The organism is Mycobacterium canetti CIPT 140010059 (assembly GCF_000253375.1).
GTDB classification, from domain to species: Bacteria; Actinomycetota; Actinomycetes; order Mycobacteriales; family Mycobacteriaceae; genus Mycobacterium; species Mycobacterium tuberculosis.
On sequence record NC_015848.1, the window covers coordinates 2,103,149 to 2,117,226 of the forward strand.

The window sequence follows — 14,078 nt, forward strand, 5'->3', positions numbered from 1 at the left end:
CGAAGGTACCCGAAGGTTGTCGATAGGCTGCCGATATGAGCACCGACACCGCCCCGGCCCAGACCATGCATGCTGGCCGGCTTATCGCGCGCCGACTTAAAGCCAGTGGTATCGACACGGTCTTCACGTTGTCGGGCGGCCACCTGTTTTCCATCTACGACGGCTGCCGTGAGGAGGGCATCCGCCTGATCGACACCCGCCACGAACAAACCGCCGCCTTTGCCGCCGAAGGCTGGTCGAAGGTGACCAGGGTGCCGGGCGTGGCCGCGCTCACCGCGGGGCCGGGGATCACCAACGGGATGAGCGCGATGGCGGCGGCCCAGCAGAACCAGTCACCACTGGTGGTGCTCGGCGGCCGGGCGCCGGCGCTGCGCTGGGGTATGGGTTCCCTGCAGGAGATCGATCACGTGCCGTTTGTGGCGCCGGTGGCCCGCTTCGCCGCTACAGCGCAGTCAGCCGAGAACGCGGGCCTGCTGGTCGATCAGGCGTTGCAGGCGGCGGTGAGTGCGCCGTCGGGTGTGGCATTCGTCGACTTCCCGATGGATCACGCGTTCTCCATGTCCTCAGACAATGGCCGCCCCGGCGCGCTCACCGAGCTACCGGCCGGTCCCACCCCAGCCGGCGACGCCCTGGACCGGGCGGTGGGCCTGCTTTCGACGGCCCAGCGTCCGGTCATCATGGCAGGTACCAACGTCTGGTGGGGCCATGCGGAGGCGGCATTGCTGCGTCTTGTCGAGGAACGGCACATTCCGGTGCTGATGAACGGGATGGCGCGCGGCGTGGTGCCCGCCGATCACCGGTTGGCCTTCTCACGGGCGCGGTCAAAAGCGCTGGGGGAGGCTGATGTCGCGCTGATCGTCGGTGTGCCGATGGATTTCCGTCTGGGCTTCGGTGGGGTATTCGGGTCGACAACGCAGCTCATCGTGGCAGACCGCGTCGAACCCGCACGCGAACATCCGCGACCAGTCGCGGCGGGGCTCTATGGGGATCTGACCGCCACCCTTTCGGCGCTGGCCGGATCTGGCGGCACCGACCACCAGGGCTGGATCGAGGAGCTCGCGACGGCCGAGACCATGGCGCGTGATCTCGAGAAGGCCGAGCTGGTCGATGACCGGATCCCATTGCATCCGATGCGGGTGTACGCCGAGCTGGCCGCGCTGCTGGAGCGGGATGCTCTAGTCGTTATCGATGCGGGCGATTTCGGGTCGTACGCCGGCCGGATGATCGACAGCTATCTGCCAGGCTGTTGGCTGGACAGCGGTCCGTTTGGCTGCCTGGGGTCGGGTCCCGGCTACGCCCTGGCTGCCAAACTGGCGCGGCCGCAGCGCCAGGTCGTGCTCTTGCAGGGCGACGGCGCGTTCGGGTTCAGCGGCATGGAATGGGACACGCTGGTTCGGCACAACGTGGCGGTCGTGTCAGTGATCGGCAACAACGGCATCTGGGGTTTGGAGAAGCACCCGATGGAAGCGTTGTACGGCTATTCGGTGGTGGCCGAACTGCGCCCGGGAACCCGCTACGACGAGGTGGTGCGCGCACTGGGCGGCCACGGCGAGCTGGTGTCGGTGCCCGCTGAACTTCGGCCGGCGCTGGAACGGGCCTTTGCCAGTGGCCTGCCCGCTGTGGTCAACGTGCTCACCGACCCAAGCGTGGCTTATCCACGCCGATCCAACCTGGCTTGACGTCCAGCCGGGCCGTGAACGTGCACGGTTGTACACGAATTGCGGCCTGTCGGTGTACAGACACGCACCCTCGCGGCCGGCCGGCATTCGCGTACCGTTGGTTTGTGCCCAAGACCACCCGCGCTCAACCCGGCCGGCTGAGCAGCCGATTCTGGCGATTGCTCGGCGCCAGCACCGAAAAGAACCGGAGCCGCTCCCTGGCGGATGTAACCGCTTCGGCAGAATACGACAAGGAAGCTGCCGATCTGTCCGACGAGAAGCTGCGTAAGGCGGCAGGCCTGCTCAACCTCGACGACCTCGCGGAGTCCGCCGATATCCCGCAGTTTCTCGCGATTGCCCGGGAAGCCGCCGAGCGGAGGACCGGGCTGCGACCATTTGATGTGCAGTTGCTTGGCGCGTTGCGCATGCTCGCCGGAGACGTGATCGAGATGGCCACCGGTGAGGGCAAAACCCTTGCCGGGGCGATCGCGGCCGCCGGTTATGCGCTGGCCGGCCGGCACGTGCACGTCGTGACGATTAACGATTACCTGGCCCGCCGCGATGCGGAGTGGATGGGCCCGCTGCTGGACGCGATGGGCCTGACGGTCGGCTGGATCACCGCGGACTCGACCCCTGACGAGCGCCGGACCGCATATGACCGTGATGTCACCTATGCCTCGGTCAACGAGATTGGCTTCGATGTACTGCGCGATCAGTTGGTGACTGATGTCAATGACCTGGTATCGCCCAATCCAGACGTGGCTCTCATCGACGAAGCCGACTCCGTGCTGGTCGACGAGGCGCTGGTGCCCCTGGTGCTGGCCGGAACCACACATCGTGAGACGCCGCGGCTGGAGATCATCCGGCTGGTCGCTGAGCTTGTTGGCGACAAGGACGCCGACGAGTACTTTGCCACCGATTCCGATAACCGCAATGTCCACTTGACCGAGCACGGGGCACGCAAAGTCGAGAAAGCGCTCGGTGGCATCGACCTGTACTCCGAGGAGCACGTCGGCACCACACTGACTGAGGTCAATGTCGCGCTGCACGCGCATGTGCTCCTGCAACGCGACGTGCACTACATCGTCCGCGACGACGCGGTGCACCTGATCAACGCGTCGCGTGGCCGTATCGCGCAACTGCAGCGCTGGCCGGACGGGTTGCAAGCTGCGGTCGAGGCCAAGGAAGGTATCGAGACCACGGAAACTGGGGAAGTGCTCGACACCATCACGGTGCAGGCCCTGATCAACCGGTATGCGACTGTGTGCGGAATGACGGGAACCGCGCTGGCCGCCGGTGAGCAGCTACGGCAGTTCTACCAGCTCGGTGTCTCACCGATACCACCGAACAAGCCAAACATCCGCGAGGACGAGGCCGACCGGGTCTACATCACCACTGCAGCCAAGAACGACGGGATCGTCGAGCACATCACCGAGGTGCACCAGAGGGGGCAGCCTGTGCTGGTCGGTACCCGCGACGTGGCCGAATCCGAGGAACTGCACGAACGCCTGGTGCGCCGCGGTGTGCCCGCCGTGGTGCTCAACGCGAAGAACGACGCCGAGGAGGCCCGGGTCATCGCCGAGGCCGGCAAATACGGCGCGGTCACGGTGTCAACTCAAATGGCCGGGCGCGGCACCGACATCAGGCTCGGCGGGTCCGACGAAGCTGACCACGACAGGGTCGCGGAATTGGGCGGCCTGCACGTGGTCGGCACTGGCCGTCACCACACCGAGCGGCTAGACAACCAGCTGCGCGGTCGGGCCGGGCGCCAGGGAGATCCCGGGTCGTCGGTGTTTTTCTCAAGCTGGGAAGACGATGTCGTTGCGGCCAACCTCGACCACAACAAGCTGCCGATGGCAACCGACGAAAATGGCCGGATTGTCAGCCCGAGGACGGGTAGTCTGCTCGACCATGCCCAGCGCGTTGCCGAGGGCCGGTTATTGGATGTGCACGCCAACACGTGGCGCTACAACCAGCTGATCGCCCAGCAGCGCGCCATCATCGTCGAACGGCGTAACACGTTGTTGCGCACCGTAACCGCGCGTGAGGAACTCGCCGAACTGGCGCCTAAGCGGTACGAGGAGCTGTCCGACAAAGTATCCGAGGAACGCCTCGAGACGATTTGTCGGCAGATCATGCTGTATCACCTCGACCGTGGCTGGGCCGATCACCTGGCGTATCTGGCCGACATCCGGGAGAGCATCCATCTACGCGCGCTGGGCCGGCAGAACCCACTCGACGAGTTTCACCGGATGGCTGTGGACGCGTTCGCGTCGCTGGCCGCCGACGCCATCGAGGCGGCTCAACAGACGTTCGAAACCGCGAACGTCCTTGACCACGAGCCGGGGCTGGACCTGTCCAAACCGGCCCGGCCGACGTCGACATGGACCTACATGGTCAATGACAACCCACTGTCCGGTGACACGCTTTCTGCCCTCAGTCTGCCCGGGGTGTTCCGCTGAGCTGCCCAGCGTAAGCGCCGAGCGTAACGCCACTGCGAAATTTCGGGCAGAAAATCGCAGTGGCGTTACGCTCGCGGCTAGGGGTGCCCCCACAGCCCGCCGTTTCGGCGCGCATCGTCGCCAGGCTAGATCCGATTGCCCGGCTCCTCAGCCCGCCGTTTCGGCGCGCATCGTCGCCAGGCTAAGGTCACGGCTCATGGAGCCGGTGCTCACGCAGAATCGGGTGCTGACTGTCCCCAACATGTTGAGCGTTATTCGCCTCGCGCTCATCCCAGCATTCGTCTACGTCGTGCTCAGCGCGCACGCCAATGGCTGGGGGGTAGCGATCCTGGTGTTCAGTGGCGTTTCGGACTGGGCTGATGGCAAGATTGCACGGCTACTAAACCAGTCATCGCGGCTGGGCGCGCTGCTGGACCCGGCCGTTGATCGCCTCTACATGGTCACTGTTCCTATCGTGTTTGGCCTGAGCGGCATCGTGCCGTGGTGGTTTGTCCTTACGTTGCTGACCCGCGATGCGCTGCTGGCTGGGACGCTGCCGCTGCTATGGAGCCGTGGACTGTCAGCGCTACCGGTGACCTACGTCGGTAAGGCAGCGACTTTCGGCTTCATGGTTGGCTTTCCGACCATTCTGTTGGGGCAATGCGATCCATTGTGGAGCCATGTGCTGCTGGCCTGTGGTTGGGCATTCTTGATCTGGGGTATGTATGCCTACTTGTGGGCCTTCGTGCTGTATGCAGTGCAGATGACGATGGTGGTGCGGCAGATGCCTAAGCTCAAGGGCAGGGCTCATCGGCCGGCGGCCCAGAACGCTGGTGAACGTGGCTGAGTCTGACCGGCTGCTCGGCGGCTACGACCCCAACGCCGGCTACAGCGCCCACGCAGGGGCGCAGCCACAACGCATCCCGGTTCCGTCGTTGCTGCGCGCGCTGCTATCAGAGCATCTGGATGCTGGATACGCGGCGGTTGCCGCCGAGCGCGAGCGTGCTGCGGCACCACGGTGTTGGCAAGCCCGCGCCGTCAGCTGGATGTGGCAGGCATTGGCCGCGACCCTAGTCGCCGCCGTGTTCGCTGCCGCGGTTGCGCAGGCGCGCTCGGTGGCACCCGGCGTGCGCGCCGCCCAACAGTTGCTCGTTGCGAGTGTGCGATCAACCCAGGCCGCCGCCACCACGTTGGCTCAACGGCGCAGCACACTCTCGGCGAAAGTCGACGACGTGCGGCGGATCGTACTCGCAGACGACGCCGAGGGACAGCGGCTGCTGGCCCGTCTCGACGTGCTTAGCCTGGCCGCGGCCAGCGCACCGGTTGTCGGGCCTGGTCTGACGGTGACCGTGACCGATCCCGGTGCGAGCCCTAATCTTTCCGACGTGTCCAAGCAGCGGGTTAGCGGTAGCCAGCAAATCATCCTCGACCGCGATTTGCAGCTCGTCGTCAACTCACTGTGGGAAAGTGGCGCCGAGGCCATCTCGATCGATGGCGTCCGGATCGGGCCGAACGTCACGATCCGGCAAGCCGGCGGAGCAATCTTGGTCGACAATAATCCCACGAGTAGTCCCTACACCATCTTGGCGGTCGGGCCGCCACATGCCATGCAGGACGTCTTCGATCGCAGCGCCGGGCTGTACCGCCTGCGGCTGCTGGAGACCTCCTACGGTGTCGGCGTCAGTGTGAACGTCGGCGACGGTCTGGCATTGCCTGCCGGTGCGACCCGGGATGTCAAGTTCGCCAAACAGATTGGGCCCTAGTGAGAGAAGTCCTGGTGAATAGGAAACCATGGGGAGCGATACGGCCTGGAGTCCGGCGCGCATGATCGGGATCGCGGCGCTCGCCGTTGGAATCGTGCTGGGTTTGGTTTTCCATCCCGGCGTGCCAGAGGTCATCCAGCCGTATCTGCCGATCGCGGTGGTCGCCGCGCTCGACGCGGTGTTCGGTGGCTTGCGCGCCTATCTCGAGCGGATCTTTGACCCGAAGGTCTTCGTGGTTTCGTTCGTGTTCAACGTTTTGGTGGCTGCCCTAATCGTCTATGTCGGTGACCAACTGGGCGTCGGCACACAGTTGTCCACCGCGATCATCGTCGTGCTGGGCATCCGCATCTTCGGCAACACCGCGGCCTTGCGGCGGCGGTTGTTCGGAGCGTGACGGAGATGAGATCACCGTGAGTGAGAATCGCCCAGAACCCGTGGCAGCCGAGACTTCCGCCGCCACAACTGCGCGTCACTCCCAAGCCGACGCGGGCGCTCACGACGCCGTGCGACGTGGTCGTCACGAACTACCAGCCGACCATCCGCGCTCCAAGGTCGGACCGCTGCGGCGGACAAGATTGACCGAAATACTGCGGGGTGGTCGCTCGCGTCTGGTGTTCGGGACGCTTGCGATCTTGTTGTGCTTGGTTCTGGGGGTTGCCATAGTCACTCAGGTCCGTCAGACCGACTCCGGTGATTCATTGGAAACAGCCCGTCCTGCAGACCTATTGGTGTTGTTGGATTCGTTGCGGCAACGTGAGGCCACGTTGAACGCCGAAGTGATCGACCTTCAGAACACGCTGAACGCGTTGCAGGCATCCGGCAACACCGATCAGGCAGCGTTAGAAAGCGCCCAGGCTAGATTGGCCGCGTTGTCCATCCTGGTCGGCGCCGTGGGTGCCACCGGGCCGGGCGTCATGATAACGATCGACGATCCGGGACCCGGAGTAGCGCCTGAGGTGATGATCGACGTGATCAACGAACTGCGTGCCGCTGGAGCCGAGGCGATCCAGATCAACGATGCACACCGGTCGGTACGGGTCGGGGTTGACACCTGGGTTGTCGGTGTGCCCGGCTCACTGACAGTCGACACCAAGGTCCTGTCCCCGCCGTATTCGATTCTGGCGATTGGTGATCCTCCAACGCTGGCCGCGGCGATGAACATTCCTGGTGGTGCACAGGACGGTGTCAAACGCGTCGGCGGGCGGATGGTTGTGCAGCAGGCCGACCGTGTGGACGTGACCGCCTTGCGGCAACCAAAACAGCACCAATACGCTCAGCCCGTCAAGTGAACTAGCCCAACTCCGAGCCGACCAGAATAGGATTACCGTGAGCGATATCCCGTCCGATCTGCACTACACCGCCGAACACGAGTGGATTCGCCGCAGTGGCGACGACACCGTCCGGGTGGGGATCACCGACTATGCACAGTCGGCGCTTGGCGACGTCGTTTTCGTTCAGTTACCCGCTATCGGCACCGCGGTCACCGCCGGCGAGACCTTCGGCGAAGTGGAATCGACGAAATCTGTGTCGGATCTCTATGCGCCCATTTCGGGTAAGGTGTCTGCGGTCAACAGCGATCTGGACGGCACTCCGCAATTGGTGAATTCCGACCCCTACGGAGCCGGCTGGCTGCTGGACATCCAGGTCGACAGCTCGGATGTCGCTGCCCTGGAGTCAGCTTTGACGACACTGCTCGACGCTGAGGCCTACCGCGGCACACTGACCGAGTGACGATTGCTAAGGTCCCTGCCAGCGTCACGTGGGAGGTCGCGGGTCTGCACGGATCCGGGCGGGGCAGGGCAATCGAGCCTGGGATCCGCTGGGGTGCGCACATCGCGGACCCGTGCGCGGTACGGTCGAGACAGCGGCACGAGAAAGTAGTAAGGGCGATAATAGGCGGTAAAGAGTAGCGGGAAGCCGGCCGAACGACTCGGTCAGACAACGCCACAGCGGCCAGTGAGGAGCAGCGGGTGACGGACATGAACCCGGATATTGAGAAGGACCAGACCTCCGATGAAGTCACGGTAGAGACGACCTCCGTCTTCCGCGCAGACTTCCTCAGCGAGCTGGACGCTCCTGCGCAAGCGGGTACGGAGAGCGCGGTCTCCGGGGTGGAAGGGCTCCCGCCGGGCTCGGCGTTGCTGGTAGTCAAACGAGGCCCCAACGCCGGGTCCCGGTTCCTACTCGACCAAGCCATCACGTCGGCTGGTCGGCATCCCGACAGCGACATATTTCTCGACGACGTGACCGTGAGCCGTCGCCATGCTGAATTCCGGTTGGAAAACAACGAATTCAATGTCGTCGATGTCGGGAGTCTCAACGGCACCTACGTCAACCGCGAGCCCGTGGATTCGGCGGTGCTGGCGAACGGCGACGAGGTCCAGATCGGCAAGTTCCGGTTGGTGTTCTTGACCGGACCCAAGCAAGGCGAGGATGACGGGAGTACCGGGGGCCCGTGAGCGCACCCGATAGCCCCGCGCTGGCCGGGATGTCGATCGGGGCGGTCCTCGACCTGCTACGACCGGATTTTCCTGATGTCACCATCTCCAAGATTCGATTCTTGGAGGCTGAGGGTCTGGTGACGCCCCGGCGGGCCTCATCGGGGTATCGGCGGTTCACCGCATACGACTGCGCACGGCTGCGATTCATTCTCACTGCCCAGAGGGACCATTACCTGCCGCTGAAGGTGATCAGGGCCCAGCTGGACGCCCAGCCCGACGGTGAGTTGCCACCATTCGGATCTCCTTACGTTCTACCGCGATTGGTGCCCGTAGCCGGCGACAGTGCTGGCGGCGTCGGGTCGGACACCGCGTCCGTGTCGCTCACGGGTATCCGGCTCAGTCGGGAAGACCTCCTGGAACGATCGGAAGTGGCCGACGAGCTACTGACGGCCCTGCTCAAAGCCGGTGTGATCACCACCGGGCCGGGCGGCTTCTTCGACGAACACGCCGTCGTGATCCTGCAATGCGCACGAGCGCTGGCCGAATACGGCGTCGAGCCGCGGCATCTACGCGCCTTCCGCTCCGCGGCCGACCGGCAGTCCGACCTGATTGCCCAGATTGCCGGCCCGCTCGTCAAGGCCGGCAAGGCCGGTGCCCGCGACCGGGCCGACGACTTGGCCCGTGAGGTGGCCGCGCTTGCCATAACTTTGCACACGTCGCTGATCAAGTCTGCGGTTCGCGACGTTCTTCACCGCTGAGGACTAGACTTCGTTCGACAGCTTGGTGTTCGACGTCACGGTAGAGACGTGGCGCCCACCGCGTCGTCGCACCGAGCGTGAGTCGGACACCGGTTGCATGTGCGGAGGGCAGACGCAGATGGGTGAAGTTCGTGTTGTCGGCATTCGCGTCGAGCAGCCGCAGAACCAGCCGGTGCTGTTATTGCGCGAGGCCAACGGTGATCGATACCTGCCGATCTGGATCGGCCAGTCGGAGGCTGCCGCTATCGCGCTGGAGCAGCAAGGCGTCGAGCCGCCACGTCCGCTGACCCATGATCTGATCAGGGATCTCATTGCTGCGCTGGGGCATTCGCTCAAAGAGGTGCGCATTGTAGACCTGCAGGAAGGAACTTTCTACGCTGATCTGATCTTCGACCGCAATATCAAGGTGTCCGCCCGTCCCTCGGACTCGGTGGCAATCGCATTGCGAGTGGGTGTTCCGATCTACGTCGAGGAGGCCGTACTAGCCCAGGCCGGTCTGCTGATTCCCGACGAAAGTGACGAGGAGGCCACCACCGCTGTTCGCGAGGACGAGGTGGAGAAATTCAAAGAGTTTCTCGACAGTGTGTCACCTGACGATTTCAAGGCCACCTAGCGCGGCGACGATGCGCGCCGGGACGGCGGGCTGAGGAGGCGCGCGATAAGGCCGAGCGCGGCGACGATGCGCGCCGGGACGGCGGGCTGAGGAGGCGCGCGATAAGGCCGAGCGCGGCGACGATGCGCGCCGGGACGGCGGGCTGAGGAGGCGCGCGATAAGGCCGAGCGCGGCGACGATGCGCGCCGGGACGGCGGGCTGAGGAGGCGCGCGATAAGGCCGAGCGCGGCGACGATGCGCGCCGCGACGGCGAGCATCCATTATTTGCCGGCCAGCAACGTCACGGCTGCGTCTCATCTCTGGCTGCAATTGTCGACACGCCTAGCGGTTAGTGCCTAATGCGCCCGGCGACCGCGATACTTTGATCACGACTTGATAGTTAACCGGGAGCATCGCGCCCATCGAACAGCGTATGCTCTCTAACACTCGGGCCCTAAGTAATGGCTGTCGGGGGAGCCAGTGACGCAGCTAGTGACAAGAGCGCGATCGGCGAGAGGAAGCACCTTGGGCGAGCAGCCACGTCAAGACCAGCTCGACTTTGCTGACCACACGGGCACTGCTGGTGATGGTAACGACGGCGCCGCTGCGGCCAGCGGACCCGTGCAGCCCGGCCTGTTCCCCGACGATTCCGTTCCTGACGAGTTGGTAGGTTATCGCGGACCGAGCGCCTGCCAGATCGCTGGGATCACCTACCGCCAGCTCGACTACTGGGCGCGCACATCGTTGGTTGTGCCGTCGATCCGTAGTGCGGCAGGATCCGGCAGCCAGCGGCTGTACTCGTTCAAGGACATCTTGGTTCTCAAGATCGTCAAACGGTTGCTCGACACCGGTATCTCGCTGCACAACATCCGGGTTGCAGTTGACCATCTGCGCCAGCGTGGCGTCCAGGATCTGGCCAACATCACCTTGTTCTCCGATGGGACCACCGTGTACGAGTGCACGTCGGCCGAGGAGGTCGTCGACCTCCTGCAGGGCGGCCAGGGTGTGTTCGGCATCGCCGTCTCGGGCGCGATGCGGGAGCTGACGGGTGTTATCGCCGACTTCCACGGTGAGCGCGCCGACGGCGGGGAGTCGATTGCTGCCCCCGAAGATGAACTGGCCTCCCGACGCAAGCATCGCGACCGCAAGATCGGCTAGCCGAGAGTTCCCCCGCGAACAGACACAGAATCGCACGCGGCAGGCTCCTCGGATGCGATTGTGTGTCTGCTCGGCAGTAGACTGGACAACGCATCGCTCTAGTGCGGGAGAGTTCTGTGGCTGCCAGCTACGGACGCCGAAGGAGCAATACCTCTCCGTCAACCTCTCAGGCACCCGGACCGCGCGAGACTACGATGCCTCTGGAAAGCGGTGGCGACCCCTGGCGGTCCTCACCCGCCGATGGGGAAAGGCGATTCACCTGACGGTGGACAGAGTCGCCGAATCTCTCAGGCGCCTGGCGTGCAGGTGAAGACAGAGGGAGAGGGCCGCTAGTCCTCTGCTTTGTCAGGAGTTCACCGTGTCCGACCATTCGACGTTCGCAGACCGGCACATCGGTCTGGACAGCCAGGCCGTCGCGACCATGCTCGCCGTGATCGGGGTGGATTCGCTCGATGACCTGGCAGTCAAGGCGGTCCCGGCGGGCATCCTAGACACACTCACCGACACCGGAGCCGCACCGGGTTTGGACAGTCTGCCACCGGCTGCCAGCGAAGCCGAGGCGCTGGCCGAGCTGCGAGCGCTGGCCGACGCTAACACCGTCGCCGTGTCGATGATCGGGCAAGGCTACTACGACACACACACCCCCCCGGTGCTGTTACGCAACATCATCGAGAACCCGGCCTGGTATACCGCCTACACGCCGTACCAGCCCGAGATTAGTCAGGGTCGGCTGGAAGCCTTGCTGAACTTCCAGACCCTGGTCACCGATCTGACCGGCCTCGAGATCGCGAACGCGTCGATGCTCGACGAGGGCACCGCGGCGGCCGAGGCCATGACTTTGATGCACCGCGCGGCCCGCGGGCCGGTGAAGAGGGTGGTCGTGGACGCCGACGTGTTCACCCAGACCGCGGCGGTGCTGGCCACCCGCGCCAAGCCGCTGGGTATCGAGATCGTCACGGCCGACCTGCGCGCCGGTCTGCCCGACGGCGAATTTTTCGGCGTCATCGCCCAGCTGCCCGGGGCCAGCGGCCGGATCACCGACTGGTCTGCCCTGGTGCAACAGGCCCACGACCGTGGCGCACTGGTGGCCGTCGGCGCCGACTTGTTGGCGCTGACGCTGATCGCGCCGCCCGGAGAGATCGGCGCTGACGTCGCCTTTGGCACCACACAACGGTTCGGAGTGCCGATGGGGTTTGGCGGCCCGCATGCCGGGTACCTTGCGGTGCACGCCAAGCATGCGCGTCAGCTGCCCGGCCGGCTGGTCGGTGTGTCCGTCGACAGTGACGGCACGCCGGCCTATCGGTTGGCGCTGCAGACTCGCGAGCAACACATCCGCCGCGACAAGGCCACCAGCAACATCTGCACCGCACAAGTGCTGTTGGCGGTGCTTGCCGCGATGTACGCGAGCTACCACGGCGCGGGCGGGCTGACCGCCATCGCACGCCGGGTGCATGCCCACGCCGAGGCTATCGCCGGTGCACTGGGCGATGCGTTGGTGCACGACAAGTACTTCGACACGGTGTTGGCCCGGGTGCCCGGTCGTGCCGACGAGGTGCTGGCCAGGGCCAAGGCCAACGGCATCAACCTGTGGCGTGTCGACGCCGACCATGTGTCGGTAGCTTGCGACGAAGCCACCACTGACGCCCACGTGGCGGTCGTTCTGGACGCGTTCGGTGTAGCGGCCGCCGCACCCGCCCATGCGGACATCGCAACGCGCACATCGGAGTTCCTGACGCATCCAGCGTTCACGCAATACCGCACCGAGACGTCGATGATGCGGTACTTGCGTGCGCTGGCGGATAAGGATATTGCCCTCGACCGCAGCATGATTCCGCTCGGCTCGTGCACGATGAAACTCAACGCCGCCGCCGAGATGGAGTCGATTACCTGGCCTGAATTCGGGCGTCAGCATCCATTTGCCCCGGCATCTGATACCGCTGGGCTGCGTCAACTTGTTGCCGACCTACAGAGTTGGCTGGTGCTGATCACCGGTTATGACGCGGTGTCGCTGCAACCTAACGCGGGCTCGCAAGGCGAGTATGCGGGCCTATTGGCGATCCACGAGTACCACGCCAGCCGGGGTGAACCGCATCGCGACATCTGCCTGATCCCGTCCAGCGCGCACGGCACCAATGCCGCGTCAGCCGCCTTGGCCGGCATGCGCGTGGTGGTGGTGGACTGCCACGACAACGGCGACGTCGACCTCGATGACCTGCGCGCTAAGGTCGGGGAGCATGCCGAGCGGTTGTCGGCGCTAATGATCACCTACCCGTCCACTCACGGCGTGTACGAACACGACATCGCCGAGATCTGCGCTGCCGTGCACGACGCGGGCGGCCAGGTATACGTCGACGGAGCCAACCTCAACGCCCTGGTCGGCCTGGCCCGGCCGGGCAAGTTCGGCGGTGACGTCAGTCACCTCAACCTACACAAGACATTCTGCATTCCGCACGGCGGCGGTGGCCCAGGCGTCGGCCCGGTGGCGGTGCGGGCGCACCTGGCACCGTTTCTGCCAGGTCACCCCTTCGCCCCCGAGCTGCCCAAGGGCTATCCGGTGTCGTCGGCACCATATGGGTCGGCTTCGATTCTTCCGATCACCTGGGCATACATCCGGATGATGGGGGCTGAGGGACTGCGGGCGGCATCGCTGACAGCGATCACGTCGGCTAACTACATTGCGCGCCGCCTTGACGAGTATTACCCGGTGCTGTACACCGGCGAGAACGGCATGGTCGCCCACGAGTGCATCCTGGACTTGCGCGGTATCACTAAGTTGACCGGTATCACCGTCGACGATGTCGCAAAACGGCTGGCAGACTATGGTTTTCACGCACCAACGATGAGTTTTCCGGTGGCCGGTACGCTCATGGTGGAGCCCACCGAGAGCGAGAGCCTGGCCGAAGTGGACGCCTTCTGCGAGGCCATGATCGGCATCCGCGCCGAGATCGACAAAGTCGGGGCCGGGGAGTGGCCTGTCGACGACAATCCGCTGCGCGGCGCACCGCACACCGCGCAGTGCCTGCTGGCGTCTGATTGGGACCACCCGTATACGCGGGAACAGGCCGCCTACCCGCTCGGCACCGCATTCCGACCCAAGGTTTGGCCCGCGGTACGTCGCATCGACGGCGCCTACGGGGATCGCAACCTGGTCTGCTCATGCCCGCCGGTAGAGGCTTTTGCCTAAACGCTCGTCGACCGGCCCCCGGTCGAGCTCGAGGCCCGGGTGCTACTGGGTGGGTAGCTGACGTGTCGGCTGCTATGGGTCGT

At 64.8% G+C, this 14,078-nt stretch carries 12 protein-coding genes and 2 riboswitches; all 12 genes read left to right on the forward strand.

What is annotated here, in order from left to right; genetic code table 11:
* Positions 1–35: 35 nt before the first annotated feature.
* The 12 genes from MCAN_RS09590 to gcvP all read left to right on the forward strand — a co-directional run bounded on the left by MCAN_RS09590 (position 36) and on the right by gcvP (position 13,995).
* The gene (locus MCAN_RS09590; RefSeq protein ID WP_014000962.1) at positions 36–1,679 is read left to right on the forward strand and encodes an acetolactate synthase; all 1,644 of its coding nucleotides are present in this window, start codon (positions 36–38) and stop codon (positions 1,677–1,679) included.
* Positions 1,680–1,783: 104 nt separating this feature from the next.
* Positions 1,784–4,120, forward strand: a complete 2,337-nt coding sequence (gene secA2 / locus MCAN_RS09595; protein WP_041180083.1) for an accessory Sec system translocase SecA2 — start codon at positions 1,784–1,786, stop codon at positions 4,118–4,120.
* 196 nt (positions 4,121–4,316) lie between these two features.
* Positions 4,317–4,946: a CDP-alcohol phosphatidyltransferase family protein gene (locus tag MCAN_RS09600; protein ID WP_003409227.1), complete on the forward strand. Its 630-nt coding sequence runs from the start codon at positions 4,317–4,319 to the stop codon at positions 4,944–4,946.
* Complete coding sequence (locus tag MCAN_RS09605) at positions 4,939–5,862, forward strand: DUF881 domain-containing protein (RefSeq protein ID WP_003901262.1); 924 nt, start codon at positions 4,939–4,941, stop codon at positions 5,860–5,862. The genes MCAN_RS09600 and MCAN_RS09605 overlap by 8 nt, the downstream gene beginning before the upstream one ends.
* A gap of 28 nt (positions 5,863–5,890) precedes the next feature.
* A complete protein-coding gene (locus MCAN_RS09610) occupies positions 5,891–6,256 on the forward strand; it encodes a small basic family protein (protein ID WP_003899037.1) in 366 nt (121 codons plus the stop codon).
* A 16-nt stretch (positions 6,257–6,272) separates the two neighbouring features.
* Positions 6,273–7,151, forward strand: a complete 879-nt coding sequence (locus MCAN_RS09615; protein ID WP_003899038.1) for a DUF881 domain-containing protein — start codon at positions 6,273–6,275, stop codon at positions 7,149–7,151.
* Positions 7,152–7,188: 37 nt separating this feature from the next.
* Entirely contained in the window at positions 7,189–7,593 is a 405-nt protein-coding gene (gene gcvH / locus MCAN_RS09620) for a glycine cleavage system protein GcvH (protein ID WP_014000964.1), read from the forward strand.
* 239 nt (positions 7,594–7,832) lie between these two features.
* Complete coding sequence (garA, locus tag MCAN_RS09625; protein WP_003899041.1) at positions 7,833–8,321, forward strand: glycogen accumulation regulator GarA; 489 nt, start codon at positions 7,833–7,835, stop codon at positions 8,319–8,321.
* Entirely contained in the window at positions 8,318–9,061 is a 744-nt protein-coding gene (gene ftsR, locus MCAN_RS09630; protein WP_003409239.1) for a transcriptional regulator FtsR, read from the forward strand. The genes garA and ftsR overlap by 4 nt, the downstream gene beginning before the upstream one ends.
* Before the next feature lie 118 nt (positions 9,062–9,179).
* Entirely contained in the window at positions 9,180–9,674 is a 495-nt protein-coding gene (locus MCAN_RS09635; protein ID WP_003409242.1) for a bifunctional nuclease family protein, read from the forward strand.
* Between the two features lie 504 nt (positions 9,675–10,178).
* Positions 10,179–10,811, forward strand: coding sequence for a MerR family transcriptional regulator (locus MCAN_RS09640; RefSeq protein ID WP_003911669.1), 633 nt, complete (start codon positions 10,179–10,181; stop codon positions 10,809–10,811).
* Between the two features lie 94 nt (positions 10,812–10,905).
* A riboswitch (glycine riboswitch) is annotated at positions 10,906–11,003 on the forward strand.
* A riboswitch (glycine riboswitch) is annotated at positions 11,004–11,137 on the forward strand.
* Positions 11,138–11,169: 32 nt separating this feature from the next.
* Positions 11,170–13,995, forward strand: a complete 2,826-nt coding sequence (gcvP, locus tag MCAN_RS09650) for an aminomethyl-transferring glycine dehydrogenase (protein WP_014000965.1) — start codon at positions 11,170–11,172, stop codon at positions 13,993–13,995.
* Positions 13,996–14,078: the final 83 nt, after the last annotated feature.